Below are 14,070 nucleotides of genomic sequence, written 5' to 3'. Positions count from 1 at the left end.
AAAAGGGCGGCCGCACCAGCGACCGCCCTTCCCTTGTTCGGTTCGAACGACGTGCCGATCAGGCGGCTTCGTCGAAATCCTCGTCCGACATCACCGGACCCGAATCCTGGCCCTTGGCCGAGACGTCGCGATCGACGAACTCGATGATCGCCATCGGCGACGCGTCCGAGGCGCGGATGCCGGCCTTGATGATGCGGGTATAGCCGCCGTTGCGATCGGCGTAGCGCGCTGCCAGCACGTCGAACAGCTTCACCAGCTGGGCGTCGTCCATCAGGCGCGAATGGGCCAGACGACGATTGGACAGGCCACCCTTCTTGGCGAGGGTGATCAGCTTCTCGACGTACGGGCGCAGTTCCTTCGCCTTGGCGACGGTGGTGGTGATCTGCTCGTGCTTGATGAGCGCGGCGCTCATGTTGCGGAACAGGGCAATACGGTGAGCCGAGGTACGCTGCAGCTTACGACCGCCTACACGATGGCGCATGATTCTTTCCTTCGTTCGTTAAGGGGCCGTTCGACGGAACCCCAGACCAGGCGGTGCGATCAGGGCCACCGCCCAAAACCCTAAGTTTAGGAAGTTTAGGCTCGCGCCAAACTTTCCTGATGGCCGCCGCGGCAAAGCCGCGTCGTCGGTCGGAGCCTGCGGCCCCACCGGCCGGGCCTCGCGATCAGCCCGGGATCAGCAAGGCTAATCCCGGACGCGAGGCTCAGCCCATGATCTCCTGCTCGAGCTTCTTGGCCATTTCCTCGATGTTCTCGGGCGGCCAGCCCGGGATTTCCATGCCCAGGCGCAGGCCCATGCTGGAGAGGACTTCCTTGATCTCATTGAGCGACTTGCGGCCGAAGTTCGGCGTGCGCAGCATCTCGGCTTCGGTCTTCTGAACCAGATCGCCGATATAGATGATGTTGTCGTTCTTGAGGCAGTTGGCCGAGCGGACCGAAAGCTCCAGCTCGTCGACCTTCTTGAGCAGATAGCGGTTGATCTGCGCGGCATCGCCCGCAGCACCTTCCGCCGGAGCAGCTGCCGGCGCCATGCCGACCGGGGCTGCCCGGGTGATCGACGAATCGTCGAAGTGGACGAACAGCGCCAGCTGGTCCTGCAGGATCCGCGCGGCATAGGCCAGCGAGTCCTCCGGGGTCACCGTGCCGTCGGTCTCGACGGTCAGCGTGAGCTTGTCGTAATCGAGCTCCTGGCCGACGCGGGTGTTCTCGACCTTGTAGGAGACCTGACGGACCGGGCTGAACAGCGCATCGACCGGGATCAGCCCGATCGGCGCGTCGGCCGGACGGTTCGCGGTAGCGGGCACATAGCCCTTACCCACGTCCGCGGTCAGTTCCATGTTCAGGGTCGCGCCGTCATCGAGGTGGCAGATCACCAGCTCGGGGTTCATCACTTCGATGTCGCCCGAAACCGCGATGTCGCCTGCCTTGACTTCCGCCGGGCCGGTGGCCGACAGCTGGAGACGCTTCGGGCCTTCGCCCTGCATCTTGAGCGCGATCTGCTTCACGTTGAGGACGATGTCGGTCACGTCCTCGCGCACCCCGGCGAGCGACGAGAATTCGTGCAGCACATTCTCGATCTTGATCGAGGTGACTGCCGCGCCCTGCAGCGACGACAGCAGCACGCGGCGCAGCGCGTTGCCGAGGGTGAGGCCGAAGCCCCGCTCCAGCGGCTCGGCGACGAACGTCGACTTCCGCTTGGGATCGCCACCGGGCTTCTTCTCGAGGCCGTTGGGCTTCTTGAGTTCCTGCCAGTTCTTAGCGTTGACCGACACGGGCTTTCCTCATGTTGGGCGGGAAAGAGGCATTCCCCGCCAGGTATTTACTGCAAGACCGCAGACCCGCCTCAGGGCCCGCGGTGCAAGCAGGACGTATCAGACGCGGCGACGCTTCGACGGCCGCACGCCGTTATGGGGGATCGCCGTCACGTCGCGGATCGAGGTGATCTGGAAGCCGACGGCCTGCAGCGCGCGGAGCGCCGACTCACGGCCCGAACCCGGACCCTTGACTTCGACTTCGAGGGTGCGAACGCCGTGCTCGGCGGCCTTGCGGCCGGCGTCTTCGGCGGCGACCTGGGCTGCGTACGGGGTCGACTTGCGCGAGCCCTTGAAGCCCATCATGCCGGCCGACGACCAGCTGATCGCGTTGCCCTGCGCGTCGGTGATGGTGATCATGGTGTTGTTGAAGCTGGCGTTCACATGCGCGACGCCGGCGGTGATGTTCTTGCGTTCGCGACGGCGAATACGCTGCGGTTCACGTGCCATTTGGAATTTCCTGACCTAGAAGCTTGGTGCCTGGAGGCGCGAGGCCTCGGGGGAAGAAGAGCGCGCTGGAGAGCGCTGCTTACTTCTTCTTGCCGGCGATCGGCTTGGCCTTGCCCTTGCGGGTGCGCGCATTGGTGTGCGTGCGCTGGCCACGGACCGGCAGGCCCTTGCGGTGACGCAGGCCGCGATAGCAGGCCAGGTCCATCAGGCGCTTGATGTTCATCGCCACCTGGCGACGAAGATCACCTTCCACGGTGTAACCGGCGTCGATCGCTTCGCGGATCTGCAGCACTTCCTGATCGCTCAGGTCCTGCACGCGGCGCTCCGGCGCGATGCCGAGCTGCGTGGTCAGTTCCTTGGCCTTGGTCGCGCCAATGCCGTGGATATACTGCAGCGCGATAACGACGCGCTTGTTGGTCGGGATGTTAACACCCGCAATACGTGCCATGAAATATATTCTCCCAGCTCCACGGGGCACTGCATGGCAGCGATGCCCCATCTCGTAGCGTTGCTCTCCGAAATGCAGCCGCACGACGCACGCACGGAGCGCCGCCGTAATCTACTGTTCCGGAAGTTGGGCGAGATACGGGGCCGCAGGCGAACTGTCAAGCGCCGCGGGACCGGAAAAAGCTGAACCCTTTCTATATAGCAAGGTTCCCGGCGCGCCAAGCGCGGCGAGCGTCCCGGCGACGCACGGCCACTGGAATTCTGGGGAGGAAGCGCAGCGCCGGAATCACCGCCGGGCCTCAGCCGAGCAGCAGGCGCGCGGCCAGCGCTGCGGTCAGCGCCGGCACCATCGTCACCACGCCGGTGCGCAGGAAGCGCCAGAAGCCTATCTCCTCCCCCTCGCGGCGAATCGCCTGCAGCCACAATATCGTCGCCAGGCTCCCGGTGATCGACAGGTTGGGACCGAGGTCCACGCCGATCAGCAAGGCATCCACGATCAGCCGGGGCGGATGGGCCTGCGCCACCGCTTCGCTGGCGATCAGGCCGGCGGGGAGGTTGTTCATCAGGTTGGAGGCGAAGGCGAGGATCGTGCCGGCGGAAGCCGCCCCCGCCGCCGGGGATGCCTGCGCGGCGGCGCGCAGCCCCTGCGCGACTAGGCCGATCACGCCGGTCCGGTCCAGCGCCTCGACCAGCACGAACAGCCCGGCGACCAGCGGCAGCACGCTCCACGAAACCGCCCGCGCCGGCACCAGCGGCGAACGCTGCGCCAGCGCGCACACCAGCAGCGTCGTCGCCGCGCCCGCGATGCAGGTGGGCAGGCCCAGCGGCAGGTCCAGCGCCGAGACGACCAGCAGCACGATCGCGGTGGCGGCGATTCCTGCCAGCGCCGCCTTGCCGCCGCTCGACAGTGGCTCGCGCGCGATCTCCGCTTCGCATGCGCCGGCGAGCCGGGCACGCTCGCTCCAGCGCAGCAGGAGGAACGTCACCGCGATCGCGGCGAGCGATGGCAGCGCGAAGGCGCCGAACCATTGGCCGAGCGGCGGCATCTTGCCCCCGTACAGCACCAGATTGGCGGGGTTGGAGATCGGCAGCACGAAGCTCGCGGCATTGGCGACCAGCGCGCAGGCGAGCAGCATCGGCAGCGGATCGGCCTTGGCCTTGCGCGCGGCAGCATAGACGGCCGGGGTCAGCACCACCGCGGTGGCATCGTTCGACAGGAAGGTGGTGGTGATGATTCCGGTCGCATAGACCAGCGCGAACAGCCGCAGGGTCGATCCGCGGGCATGGGCGGCGGCGGCGGCGGCAAGCCAGTCGAACAGCCCCTGCTCGCGCGCCGTCTCGCTCAGCAACATCATGCCGATCAGGAACAGATAGACGTCCAGCCCCTTGCCGACCGCGCCCGCCGCCGCGGCGAACGGCATCAGGCCGAGCAGCAGCAGCAGCGCGGCGCCCAGCACCGCCCAGATCGCCTCGGGCCAGCGGAAGGGGCGAAGGATCACGCCCGCCGTGGCGGCGGCGCAGATCCCCCAGGTGGCGATGGTCGCAGCGCTCATGCGTTCTCAGTGGGGCGCACGCCGGCACAGGCAGGGCGAAGGATCGCGGCGAAGCCGATCCAGAGCGCCAGGCTGATCAGGGCGAAGCTGCCGAGAATGTAGAAGGCCGCGCGGTAGCCGATCGCCTGCGCCAGCCAGCCGCCGATCGCCGGACTGAGCGACGCGCCGATTCCCTGTACCGTCATCACCGCACCCTGCCCCACATTCACCCGTCCGGTGCCGTCCAGCATGCAGGCGACCAGCCCCGGCACCGCCACGCTCTGCAGCCCGGCGCCGATGCCGTCCAGTGCCTGCACCGGCCAGACACCCCAATGTTCGATGAAGCTGCCGGCCAACAGCCCGCGCAGCGGCAGCGACGCGAAGGAGATCAGCAGCACGAGCCAATAGCCCCGCCCCGCCGCCATCCGCATCGCGAGCAGCGACGCGAGGATCATCACCGCCTGCGCCACCACCACCGTGGTCGCGGTGAACAGCGCCGCATCCCCCTTGCCCGCCCCGACGACCGCCAGGCCATAGAGCGGCAGCATCGCCCCGTTGCCGAGGTGGAAGCAGGCGAGCGCCGCCGCAAGGATCAACAGCGGCTTGGTATGCAGCAGCGCGGCGAAGCCTTCGGCCTGCCCGCCTGCCTGCCCCTCTGCCTCCCCGTCTTCCTGATCCGCGTCCTCGCGCGATTCGAGCCCGCGGGCCGCGGCATGGTCGATCGCCCGCTCGGGGATCATCAGCACCGAGGCGATCGCCAACGCGCCGAACACCGCCGCCAGGTAGAAGATCGCCGGCATGCCGAACTTCCAGCCCAGCCATCCGGACAGCCCTGCGCCGACCATGTTGCCGGCATGGTTCCACGCCTGGTTGTGGCCGTTCTGCGCGTTGAATCCCGCCTGCCGCACCACGCCCAGCGTCATGCCGGCCACTGCCGGGCCGATCGCCGCGCCGGCAATGGCGGTCGCCACCTGGCTCACCGTCACCACCCAACCGGCCTGGGACAGCAGGATCAGGAACGAGGCGAGCACCGTGCAGATGCCGGTGACGATCACCACCAGCCGCTTCTTCTCGGTATGATCGATGAAGGCGCCGGCGGGCACCGTCATCGCCATGCCGGCGACGCCGCCCACGGTCATCACCGTGCCGATCGGCCCGGCGGTCCAGCCCCGCTGCTGCAGGAACACGCCGAGAAAGGGCCCGATGCCCGCCTGCATGTCCGCCATGAAGAAGTTGAGCGCCTTGAGCGCGCGGGTGGCGCGCCTGCGATCGTCGTCCCGTGGGGCGTCGGGTGAAGCTGCCATTGCCGTCGCCATCCGCACCACCTCCAAAGATCGTGCGGGCCCAACTGCGCAAAGGTTTGAAATATCCGCGGCTGGTCTGATTTAGGTTAGCGGCTGCCTCTGCGCCGCTGCCAGCTGTCCGAAAGACCGCCCTCCGAAGCCGTACCCATAGTGCAGAACGTGGCCGTCGCGTTGCTAGGTGGCTGGCGGAAACGCTCGCAGATGCCGCACCGCCACCAGCACCATCATTCCCGCCACACCAACGGCGAAAATGGCGGCGTGGACGGAGTGATCGACGCTCACATATCGACTTGCCAAGAACAGGCCGAATGCCGACCCGACGAGCGCCTGTCGGGCCAAGGACGGCAGATGCGGCGCGCGCATCACGATCAAGATCGTAATGATTACGCCGCCAATCACTGCGGCATAGCTGAGCAGGTCACTGAACACCGGGCACACCTCCCAGGAGATGCGGATAGCATATGCGGCACAGGAATGCCCGGTGCAACGGCCGCCTGCGCGCGTGGTGGAGGCGCAGCAACGGCGTCCATCGACACCCGCCCAGAATCAAAGAGGGCGGGGTTTCCCCCGCCCTTCCCGTTATCCTTGCCCGTCGAGCACCGCGGCGATCTGCCGGGTGACTTCGTCGATATCGGCCATGCCGTCGACTCGCCGGACCAGCCCTTTCTCCTCGTAGAAGGGCAGGATCGGCGCCGTCTTGGCGCGGTATTCCGCCATGCGGGTGCGCACCGTCTCGGCATTGTCATCGGGGCGGCGCTTGAACTCGGTCGAGCCGCACACGTCGCACACGCCGTCCGTCTTGGGCAGCTTGTACTTGTCGTGATAGCCCTCACCGCACTTGGCGCAGGTGAAGCGGCCCTCGACGCGGTCGACCAGCGCCTCTTCGTTGACCAGCAGCTCGATCACATAATCGAGCTTGCGGCCCCGCGCGCTGAGCAGTTCGTCGAGCGATTCGGCCTGCGCATAGGTGCGCGGATAGCCGTCGAAGATCGCGCCCTTCTCGGTGTCGGCCATGTCCAGCCGCTCGCCGATGATGCCCGAAACGATTGCGTCGGAGACGAGCTCGCCCGCCTCCATCACTGCCTTGGCCTTCAGGCCCGTAGGCGTCCCCGCCTTCACCGCGGCGCGCAGCATGTCGCCCGTGGACAGCTGCACCATGCCGCGCTCGGTCTCGAGACGCTTCGCCTGGGTGCCCTTACCGGCCCCCGGCGGACCCAACAGGATGATATTCAACAGGTACCTCCCCTAGTGCCGCCGCGCCGATCAGCGCGCGCGGCCGCCCTTCAGCTTCGCCTTCTTGATCAGATCGCCATACTGGTGGGCCAGCAGGTGCGACTGGATCTGCGTCACCGTGTCCATGGTTACGTTGACCACGATGAGAAGGCTAGTGCCGCCCATCAGGAACGGGATGCTCATCGCGGAGAACGCCCATTCCGGGACCAGGCAGATGATGGTCAGATAGGCTGCACCGATCACGGTGATGCGGGTCAGCACATAGTCGAAATACAGCTCGGTGTTCTTGCCCGGGCGGATGCCGGGGACGAAGCCGCCATAGCGCTTCAGATTGTCCGCGGTTTCCTCCGGGTTGAAGACAACCGCGGTGTAGAAGAACGAGAAGAAGATGATGCCCGCCGCATAGAGCGACATGTAGATCGGCGAACCGTGGCGCAGCCAGATGTTGAGGTTGCTGATCAGGTCGCCCCACCAGCCATCGCCCGCGTTCTGGCCGGCGAACTGGGTGATCGTCAGCGGCAGCAGCAGCAGCGACGAGGCGAAGATCGGAGGGATCACGCCGGCAGTGTTGAGCTTGAGCGGCAGATGGCTGCGCTCAGCCTGGACGCCGCGCGCGGTCTGGCGCTTCGGATACTGGATCAGGATGCGGCGCTGGGCGCGCTCCATGAAGCAGATGAACAGCACGAGGATCGCGACGCCGACGATCACGAAGATCAGGCGCAGCGGATCGATCGAGCCCGAACGGCCGCTCTCGAACAGCTGGACCAGCGTGACCGGCAGGCGGGCGACGATGCCGGCCATGATGATCAGCGAGATGCCGTTGCCGATGCCGCGGCTGGTAATCTGCTCACCGATCCACATCAGGAACATGGTGCCGCCGACGAGGCTGACCACCGCGGTGAGGGTGAAGGCCAGGCCGGGCTCGACCACCGGGCTCAGGCCCTTGGCGGCGCCGGCGGCCTCGAGGCCCTGCACCAGGAAATAGCCCTGCACGCAGGTGAGCAGCACGGTCCCGTAGCGGGTGTACTGGTTCAGCCGCTTGCGGCCGCTCTCGCCTTCCTTCTTGATCGCGTTGAGCTGCGGCGACAGCGAGGTCGCCAGCTGCACGACGATCGACGCGGTGATGTAGGGCATCACGCCCATCGCCACGATCGACATGCGCGACAGCGCGCCGCCGGTGAAGTTGTTGAAGAAGTCGAGCACGCCGCCCTGCGTCTGCTGCGCGAGCAGGCCGAGCGCCGTCGGGTCGATACCCGGCAGCGGCACATAGCTCAGCATGCGGAAGACGATCAGCGCGCCGAGGGTGAACCACAGGCGCTTCTTGAGGTCGGTGGCCTTGCTGAACTTCGCCAGATTGATGCTGGAGGCCAGCTGGTCGGCTGCGGATGCCATTTCGTATCTTCGTCCCGGATAAGTGACGGGCGCTCCCCCGCCCTGCGGAGTCGCATATAGGGGTTGTGCGCGGCTTGTCTAATGGCTGCGGGCACGGAAAGAAACCGGGCCGTTGCCCCATCCTTCGCCCGAACCGCCGTCATTCCGGCGAAAGCCGGAATCCATTGGGGTCACCGGTGCGGTGCTTGCCATGACGGAGTGGCGAATGGATCCCGGCTTTCGCCGGGATGACGAGCGTTGGGAAAAGCGTCGCTCGCGACGCGCACACCAAGCCCAGCACGAAGGAAGGCGGAGCCATGGGCCCCGCCTTCGCATTTCGTCAGCCCTGCTTGGCGGCCTTGGCAGCGGCCTGGGCCGTGCGGTGCTTCGCCTTGTGCTTGTCGGCGGCCGGAACGATCTCCGGCACGGTGACCGAGCCACCGGCCTTCTCGACCGCCTCACGCGCACCGGCGGAGACGCCGGCGACGGTGAAGTTCAGCTTGGCGGTCAGTTCGCCCTTGCCGAGCAGACGGACGCCGTCCTTGCCACCACGGGCGAGGCCAGCGGCCTTCAGCGCGGCGTGATCGATGTCGGTCGCGGTCAGCTTGCCGGCGTCAACAGCCTTCTGGATCTCGCCCAGGTTCACCTCGGCATAGTCCTTGGCGAAGATGTTGTTGAAGCCACGCTTCGGCAGACGCATGTGAAGCGGCATCTGGCCGCCTTCGAAGCCCTTGATCGAGACGCCTTCGCGGCTCTTCTGACCCTTGACGCCGCGGCCGCCGGTCTTGCCCTTGCCCGAACCGATACCACGGCCGATGCGCATACGGCGATGACGGGCGCCCTGGTTGTCGTTGAGTTCGTTCAGCTTCATGATGTGTGCACTCGCTTTCGCTTTTGTCGCGCGTTGATGGGAAGCGCGGGCTCATAGCGGCGAGCGGGGGGAATGTCGACTCTTGTTTGAGGGCACGAGACGGCTATCCAGCCCAGCCAAAAGGCGAAGCGCCTCACTGCTACGAGATGAACGGCCGGGGATCACTCCAAAATATCTGCCCCCTATCGTCCCTGACAATCTTGTGCCGCTGAGCCAAACCGAGCCTATTATCGACAAACCTCGCCTGCGCCTCGCTGCTGGCGAGGACAAAATGCTCGGCCTGAATACAGACAGCGTGATTCACGGCTTTGATCACGCTTTCAGGATGCGCGGATTTGAATGTCGAGACTATTCCCTTACTTTTTGCAGCCAGAAAGTAGGAAATCGGCGAAATCGGTAGAATGAGAAAGCTCTCGCCATGACCCAGGCCGTCGCTAGTCATCAGCGGTCGATCGCTAGTCAAGAAACGGAATCTAGCACCCCGATAAACACCCACAGTCCAAGTCATATCCAGAAGCGCATTTCCAATCCGCTCCGAGTCAACGATCATCGGAAGGAACTGCGCGAACATCCCGCTTGCTAGGCGGCCTGACGACTTAACTACGTACTCTTCGAATGTCTCGGGATCTCCCTCCTCCCTAAGATCAGCGTAATTCTGTTGGAATCTCGCCATCACCTCACCTGACCGCAGGTCGACCATCGCCCTGAGAGCGGCAATTCGGGTTGGATGACGGTGCAGGAGCGACATTAGAAACCTCGCCCACCCATTCGCCCTTTCCTGAAGGATGGGCGGCGCCCCGGTTGCGAGCATCTCAAACAGCGCGTCCGCCGCGAGATCGTCAACCTTCTTCATAAACACACGCTCGACCTGCTGTCGCCGTGCGGGGTCAACCTCATTTAAGTCCGCGTATAGATCTTGTTCCCAACCTACTGCTTTCCGCGCTTTCCGCTGCGGATCAAGCTTTCCAGAATAGGCGCGGCGGAAGACCGTAACTTTGTTATCTGGCCCCATCCAAGATTTCTGATAAAATTCCGGCAGATAGTGATGCCGCTTCGGGTCAGGCATTCATTATCTGTAATCCCATCCGCGCAACCGCTCAATCCTACTCGACAGCTCAGTTCGCAAGTCGCACGGTTATGGAGAAGCCCGCAAGCAAACGAAAAAGGGCGGTGGTTGCCCACCGCCCTTTTCCAATGTCGCTGTGTCAGCAAACCGAAAGCTCAGCCCTCGATCACTTCCACCATGTGCGGCAGCTTGCGGATCATGCCGCGGACCTCGGGGCTGTCTTCCAGCTCCGAAACCTTGTGCATCTTGTTGAGGCCAAGGCCGATCAGCGTTGCGCGCTGATCCTTGGTGCGGCGGATCGGCGAGCCGATCTGCTTGATCTTGATCTTCGCCATGATCGATTACTCCGTAACGGCCGCAGCGTCCGCCTCGGCGGTCTGCGAACCACCGCGGCCGAGCAGGTCGGCGATCTTCTTGCCACGGCGCTGCGCAACCGACTTCGGCGAAGTCTGCTCACCCAGTGCCTCGAACGTGGCGCGGATCATGTTGTACGGGTTCGAAGTGCCGACCGACTTGGTCACCACGTCGGCCACGCCCAGCGATTCGAAGATCGCGCGCATCGGGCCGCCGGCGATGATGCCGGTACCCTGGGGCGCCGAACGGACGGTCACGCGGCCTGCGCCGAAGTGGCCGTTGCCGTCGTGGTGCAGCGTGCGGCCTTCCTTCAGCGGAACGCGGATCATCGCCTTCTTCGCCGAAGCGGTCGCCTTCGAGATGGCTTCCGGCACTTCGCGCGCCTTGCCATGACCGAAGCCGACACGGCCCTTGCCGTCGCCGACGACGACGAGCGCTGCGAAGCCGAAGCGCTTACCGCCCTTCACCGTCTTCGAGACGCGGTTGATGTGGACGAGCTTTTCGATCAGCTCCTCACCACCGTCGTCCTGCGGACCACCGCGACGATCGTCACGGCGACCACGGTTGCCGTCGCGACCGCCACGGCCGCGGTTGTCACCGCCGCCGCCCGGAGCGCCACGGCCACGGCCGCCACGCGAACCACGACCCTGCTGCTGCTGGTCGGGTGCCGCCTGGCCGGCGTCCTGCGCCTCGACCGGTGCTTCGGTCGTGTTGATTTCATCGGCCATCGTTAGAACTCCAATCCGCTCTCACGCGCGGCATCCGCCAGCGCCTTGACGCGACCATGGTAGAGGAAGCCACCGCGGTCGAAGACGACCTGGGTGATGCCTGCGGCCTTGGCGGCCTCGGCAACGCGCTTGCCCACTTCCTGTGCCGCGGCGATCGTGGCGCCGGTCTGGCCACGCACGTCCTTCTCGAGCGTGGAAGCCGAGGCGACGGTGCGACCTGCGGCGTCGTCGATCACCTGGGCATAGATGTGCTTGCCCGAGCGATGGATCGACAGACGAGGACGGCCACCGGCCCGCGCACGAAGCGCGGTACGGTTGCGGCGACGACGCTTTTCGAAAAGCGAAAGACCCTTGGTGCTGATCACTTCTTCTTCCCTTCCTTGCGGAAGATGAATTCGCCATCGTACTTGATGCCCTTGCCCTTATAGGGCTCCGGCTTGCGCCAACGGCGGATTTCCGCGGCCACCTGGCCGACCTTCTGCTTGTCGATGCCCGAGATCTCGACCGTGGTCTGATCCGGCGTCTTGATCTCGATCCCTTCCGGGATGTCGAAGTTGACGTCGTGCGAATAGCCGAGCTGCAGCTTCAGGACCTTGCCCTGCGAAGCAGCGCGGTAGCCCACGCCGGTGATCAGCAGCTTCTTGGTGAAGCCGGTGGTCACGCCGGTGACGAGGTTCTGCACCAGGGTACGCTGCATGCCCCAGAAGGCACGTGCGCGCTTGGTCTCGTTCGCCGGCTGCACCGAGATGCCGCCGTCGGTCACTTCGTACTTGATGTCGTCCGCGAGCGGCATGGTGAGGGTCCCCTTGGGACCCTTCACCGAGATCTGCCCGCCTTCGACCTGCGCGGTCACGCCCGCGGGGACGGGAACCGGCTTCTTACCGATGCGGCTCATCAGAACACCTCCGCGAGCACTTCGCCGCCGACATTCTGTTCGCGCGCTTCGGCGTCGGACAGAACGCCGCGAGGCGTCGAGACGATCGTGATGCCGAGACCGTTACGGACGCGCGGAAGCTCCTGCGAACCCGAATAGACACGGCGGCCCGGCTTCGAGATGCGCGCGACGTGCTTGATCGCCGGCTGACCCTCGAAATACTTCAGCTCGATGCGGATGCCGGCCGCGGGGCCCATCTGCTCTTCGCTGTAGCCACGGATATAGCCCTCGCGCTGAAGCACGTCGAGGACACGGACACGCAACTTCGACGCCGGCGTGAGGACAGAGTCCTTGCGCGCGCGCTGACCGTTGCGGATGCGGGTGAGCATGTCACCCAGGGGATCGGTCACTGCCATCTTGCGTGTCCTTTACCAGCTCGACTTCGTGACACCCGGGATCAGGCCCTTGTTGGCCAGATCGCGCAGCATGACACGTGCGAGACGGAACTTGCGGTAATAAGCGCGGGGACGACCCGTCAGCTCACACCGGTTGCGAATGCGGGTCGGGTTCCCGTTGCGGGGAATCTCGGCCATCTTGAGCCGTGCGATGAGACGCTCGGTCTCATCCAGGCTTTCGTCGTTCGCAATCGCCTTGAGCTTCGCGTACTTGCCGGCGTACTTCTTCACCAGCTGCTTGCGACGCTCGTTCTTGTTGATCGAACTCAGTTTCGCCATGACTTAAGTTCTTCCTTCCTTACGCCGCCTGCTTCGTTTCGCCGTCCGCCTGCGGGAACGGGAAACCGAAGAGACGGAGAAGCTCGCGAGCCTCGTCATCCGTCTTGGCGGAAGTGGTAACGATCACGTCCATGCCGCGCACCTTGTCGATGCGGTCATAGTTGATTTCGGGGAACACGAGCTGTTCCTTCAGGCCGCAGGCATAGTTGCCACGACCGTCGAACGACTTCGGGTTCAGGCCGCGAAAATCGCGGACGCGCGGGAGTGCGATCGTGATGAAACGATCGAGGAACTCGTACATGCGCTCACGACGAAGGGTAACCTTCGCACCGATCGGCATGCCCTCACGCAGCTTGAACTGCGCGATCGACTTCTTCGCCTTGGTCACGACCGGCTTCTGGCCGGCGATCAGTTCCATTTCAGAAGCGGCCTGCTCGACCTTCTTCTTGTCCTGGGTGGCTTCGCCAACGCCCATGTTCAGCACGATCTTTTCGATGCGCGGAATTTCCATGACGTTCTTGTAGCCGAACTTCTCGGTCATCGCCTTTACGATCTGCTCGTCATAGAGCTTACGCAGGCGGGGCACGTAGGTATCAGCCATTGATGACCTCCCCGGTCTTGACGGCGACGCGAACCTTCTTGCCGTCGCGGGTTTCGAAGCGGACGCGCGTTGCCTTGCCGTCGGCAGTCACGTGCGCGACCTTCGAGACATGCAGCGGCGCTTCGATGCGCACCAGGCCACCCTGGGGCTCGCCTTGGGTCGGCTTCTTGTGGCGCACGGCGATGTTCACGCCGGAAACGACGACCTTGTCGTCCTTCGGCAGCGACTTGACGACTTCACCGGTCTTGCCCTTGTCCTTGCCGGACAGGATCACGACCTTGTCGCCCTTCTTGATCTTGGCAGCAGCCATCACAGCACCTCGGGGGCGAGCGAAATGATCTTCATGAAGCCCTTCGAGCGGAGCTCGCGGACCACCGGGCCAAAGATACGGGTGCCGATCGGCTCCTCGTTCTTGTTGACCAGCACGGCTGCGTTACCGTCGAAACGGATCACCGAGCCGTCGGTGCGGCGGATGTCCTTCGCCGTGCGGACGATAACCGCGCGGTGGACGTCGCCCTTCTTAACCTTGCCGCGGGGGGCGGCTTCCTTGATGCTGACGACAATGACGTCGCCCACGCCGGCGAAGCGACGCTTCGACCCGCCCAGCACCTTGATGCACTGCACCCGCTTCGCGCCGCTGTTGTCAGCGACGTCGAGATTGGACTGCATCTGGATCATCGATCCGGTTCCTTCT

At 64.9% G+C, this 14,070-nt stretch carries 20 protein-coding genes; all 20 read right to left on the bottom strand.

Features of this window, described 5'->3' with window-relative positions; all coding sequences use genetic code 11:
• Positions 1–58 precede the first annotated feature (58 nt).
• Entirely contained in the window at positions 59–481 is a 423-nt protein-coding gene (rplQ, locus tag ACTJKY_RS06535) for a 50S ribosomal protein L17 (RefSeq protein ID WP_141986529.1), read from the bottom strand.
• Between the two features lie 223 nt (positions 482–704).
• Positions 705–1,772: a DNA-directed RNA polymerase subunit alpha gene (locus tag ACTJKY_RS06530; protein WP_168845183.1), complete on the bottom strand. Its 1,068-nt coding sequence runs from the start codon at positions 1,770–1,772 to the stop codon at positions 705–707.
• Positions 1,773–1,871: 99 nt separating this feature from the next.
• Positions 1,872–2,261, bottom strand: coding sequence for a 30S ribosomal protein S11 (gene rpsK, locus ACTJKY_RS06525; RefSeq protein WP_019368402.1), 390 nt, complete (start codon positions 2,259–2,261; stop codon positions 1,872–1,874).
• A 79-nt stretch (positions 2,262–2,340) separates the two neighbouring features.
• The gene (gene rpsM / locus ACTJKY_RS06520; RefSeq protein ID WP_066719859.1) at positions 2,341–2,709 is read right to left on the bottom strand and encodes a 30S ribosomal protein S13; all 369 of its coding nucleotides are present in this window, start codon (positions 2,707–2,709) and stop codon (positions 2,341–2,343) included.
• A 298-nt stretch (positions 2,710–3,007) separates the two neighbouring features.
• A complete protein-coding gene (locus ACTJKY_RS06515; protein WP_440844914.1) occupies positions 3,008–4,261 on the bottom strand; it encodes an arsenic transporter in 1,254 nt (417 codons plus the stop codon).
• Positions 4,258–5,544, bottom strand: coding sequence for an MFS transporter (locus ACTJKY_RS06510; protein WP_440844913.1), 1,287 nt, complete (start codon positions 5,542–5,544; stop codon positions 4,258–4,260). Before ACTJKY_RS06510 ends, ACTJKY_RS06515 begins: the two co-directional genes overlap by 4 nt.
• 174 nt (positions 5,545–5,718) lie before the next feature.
• Complete coding sequence (locus ACTJKY_RS06505) at positions 5,719–5,973, bottom strand: hypothetical protein (protein ID WP_440844912.1); 255 nt, start codon at positions 5,971–5,973, stop codon at positions 5,719–5,721.
• 150 nt (positions 5,974–6,123) lie between these two features.
• A complete protein-coding gene (locus ACTJKY_RS06500; RefSeq protein WP_440844911.1) occupies positions 6,124–6,777 on the bottom strand; it encodes an adenylate kinase in 654 nt (217 codons plus the stop codon).
• 30 nt (positions 6,778–6,807) lie between these two features.
• Complete coding sequence (gene secY, locus ACTJKY_RS06495; RefSeq protein ID WP_440844910.1) at positions 6,808–8,169, bottom strand: preprotein translocase subunit SecY; 1,362 nt, start codon at positions 8,167–8,169, stop codon at positions 6,808–6,810.
• Positions 8,170–8,488: 319 nt separating this feature from the next.
• Entirely contained in the window at positions 8,489–9,019 is a 531-nt protein-coding gene (gene rplO / locus ACTJKY_RS06490; protein ID WP_141988657.1) for a 50S ribosomal protein L15, read from the bottom strand.
• A 139-nt stretch (positions 9,020–9,158) separates the two neighbouring features.
• Positions 9,159–10,085, bottom strand: a complete 927-nt coding sequence (locus tag ACTJKY_RS06485; RefSeq protein ID WP_440844909.1) for a DUF4238 domain-containing protein — start codon at positions 10,083–10,085, stop codon at positions 9,159–9,161.
• 155 nt (positions 10,086–10,240) lie between these two features.
• Positions 10,241–10,420, bottom strand: a complete 180-nt coding sequence (gene rpmD / locus ACTJKY_RS06480; RefSeq protein WP_019369689.1) for a 50S ribosomal protein L30 — start codon at positions 10,418–10,420, stop codon at positions 10,241–10,243.
• A 6-nt stretch (positions 10,421–10,426) separates the two neighbouring features.
• Positions 10,427–11,167 carry a 30S ribosomal protein S5 gene (rpsE, locus tag ACTJKY_RS06475; RefSeq protein ID WP_121074322.1) on the bottom strand — a complete coding sequence of 247 codons (741 nt, stop codon included), beginning with the start codon at positions 11,165–11,167 and terminating at the stop codon, positions 10,427–10,429.
• 2 nt (positions 11,168–11,169) lie between these two features.
• Entirely contained in the window at positions 11,170–11,529 is a 360-nt protein-coding gene (gene rplR / locus ACTJKY_RS06470; RefSeq protein WP_174539078.1) for a 50S ribosomal protein L18, read from the bottom strand.
• Positions 11,529–12,062 carry a 50S ribosomal protein L6 gene (rplF, locus tag ACTJKY_RS06465; protein ID WP_141988656.1) on the bottom strand — a complete coding sequence of 178 codons (534 nt, stop codon included), beginning with the start codon at positions 12,060–12,062 and terminating at the stop codon, positions 11,529–11,531. The genes rplR and rplF overlap by 1 nt, the downstream gene beginning before the upstream one ends.
• Complete coding sequence (gene rpsH, locus ACTJKY_RS06460; RefSeq protein WP_010545734.1) at positions 12,062–12,457, bottom strand: 30S ribosomal protein S8; 396 nt, start codon at positions 12,455–12,457, stop codon at positions 12,062–12,064. Before rpsH ends, rplF begins: the two co-directional genes overlap by 1 nt.
• 12 nt (positions 12,458–12,469) lie before the next feature.
• Positions 12,470–12,775 (bottom strand): 30S ribosomal protein S14, encoded by a 306-nt coding sequence (gene rpsN, locus ACTJKY_RS06455; protein WP_010545733.1) that lies wholly within the window; start codon positions 12,773–12,775, stop codon positions 12,470–12,472.
• A 19-nt stretch (positions 12,776–12,794) separates the two neighbouring features.
• Entirely contained in the window at positions 12,795–13,376 is a 582-nt protein-coding gene (rplE, locus tag ACTJKY_RS06450; RefSeq protein WP_440844908.1) for a 50S ribosomal protein L5, read from the bottom strand.
• Entirely contained in the window at positions 13,369–13,686 is a 318-nt protein-coding gene (gene rplX / locus ACTJKY_RS06445; protein WP_141988654.1) for a 50S ribosomal protein L24, read from the bottom strand. The genes rplE and rplX overlap by 8 nt, the downstream gene beginning before the upstream one ends.
• On the bottom strand, positions 13,686–14,054 hold the full coding sequence (gene rplN, locus ACTJKY_RS06440; RefSeq protein WP_010545730.1) for a 50S ribosomal protein L14: 369 nt from the start codon (positions 14,052–14,054) through the stop codon (positions 13,686–13,688). The genes rplX and rplN overlap by 1 nt, the downstream gene beginning before the upstream one ends.
• Positions 14,055–14,070: the final 16 nt, after the last annotated feature.

Source organism: Sphingomonas sp. 22176, assembly GCF_052045505.1.
Lineage (GTDB): Bacteria > Pseudomonadota > Alphaproteobacteria > Sphingomonadales > Sphingomonadaceae > Sphingomonas.
This window is presented reverse-complemented; position numbering and strand designations above follow the sequence as displayed.

Coding starts and splice junctions, on each gene's coding strand:
- rplQ (WP_141986529.1), bottom strand. CDS start 481: ATGCGCCATCGTGTAGGCGGTCGTAAGCTGCAGCGTACCTCGGCTCAC.
- rpsK (WP_019368402.1), bottom strand. CDS start 2,261: ATGGCACGTGAACCGCAGCGTATTCGCCGTCGCGAACGCAAGAACATC.
- rpsM (WP_066719859.1), bottom strand. CDS start 2,709: ATGGCACGTATTGCGGGTGTTAACATCCCGACCAACAAGCGCGTCGTT.
- ACTJKY_RS06515 (WP_440844914.1), bottom strand. CDS start 4,261: ATGAGCGCTGCGACCATCGCCACCTGGGGGATCTGCGCCGCCGCCACG.
- ACTJKY_RS06510 (WP_440844913.1), bottom strand. CDS start 5,544: ATGGCAGCTTCACCCGACGCCCCACGGGACGACGATCGCAGGCGCGCC.
- secY (WP_440844910.1), bottom strand. CDS start 8,169: ATGGCATCCGCAGCCGACCAGCTGGCCTCCAGCATCAATCTGGCGAAG.
- rplO (WP_141988657.1), bottom strand. CDS start 9,019: ATGAAGCTGAACGAACTCAACGACAACCAGGGCGCCCGTCATCGCCGT.
- ACTJKY_RS06485 (WP_440844909.1), bottom strand. CDS start 10,085: ATGCCTGACCCGAAGCGGCATCACTATCTGCCGGAATTTTATCAGAAA.
- rpmD (WP_019369689.1), bottom strand. CDS start 10,420: ATGGCGAAGATCAAGATCAAGCAGATCGGCTCGCCGATCCGCCGCACC.
- rpsE (WP_121074322.1), bottom strand. CDS start 11,167: ATGGCCGATGAAATCAACACGACCGAAGCACCGGTCGAGGCGCAGGAC.
- rplF (WP_141988656.1), bottom strand. CDS start 12,062: ATGAGCCGCATCGGTAAGAAGCCGGTTCCCGTCCCCGCGGGCGTGACC.
- rpsH (WP_010545734.1), bottom strand. CDS start 12,457: ATGGCAGTGACCGATCCCCTGGGTGACATGCTCACCCGCATCCGCAAC.
- rpsN (WP_010545733.1), bottom strand. CDS start 12,775: ATGGCGAAACTGAGTTCGATCAACAAGAACGAGCGTCGCAAGCAGCTG.
- rplE (WP_440844908.1), bottom strand. CDS start 13,376: ATGGCTGATACCTACGTGCCCCGCCTGCGTAAGCTCTATGACGAGCAG.
- rplX (WP_141988654.1), bottom strand. CDS start 13,686: ATGGCTGCTGCCAAGATCAAGAAGGGCGACAAGGTCGTGATCCTGTCC.
- rplN (WP_010545730.1), bottom strand. CDS start 14,054: ATGATCCAGATGCAGTCCAATCTCGACGTCGCTGACAACAGCGGCGCG.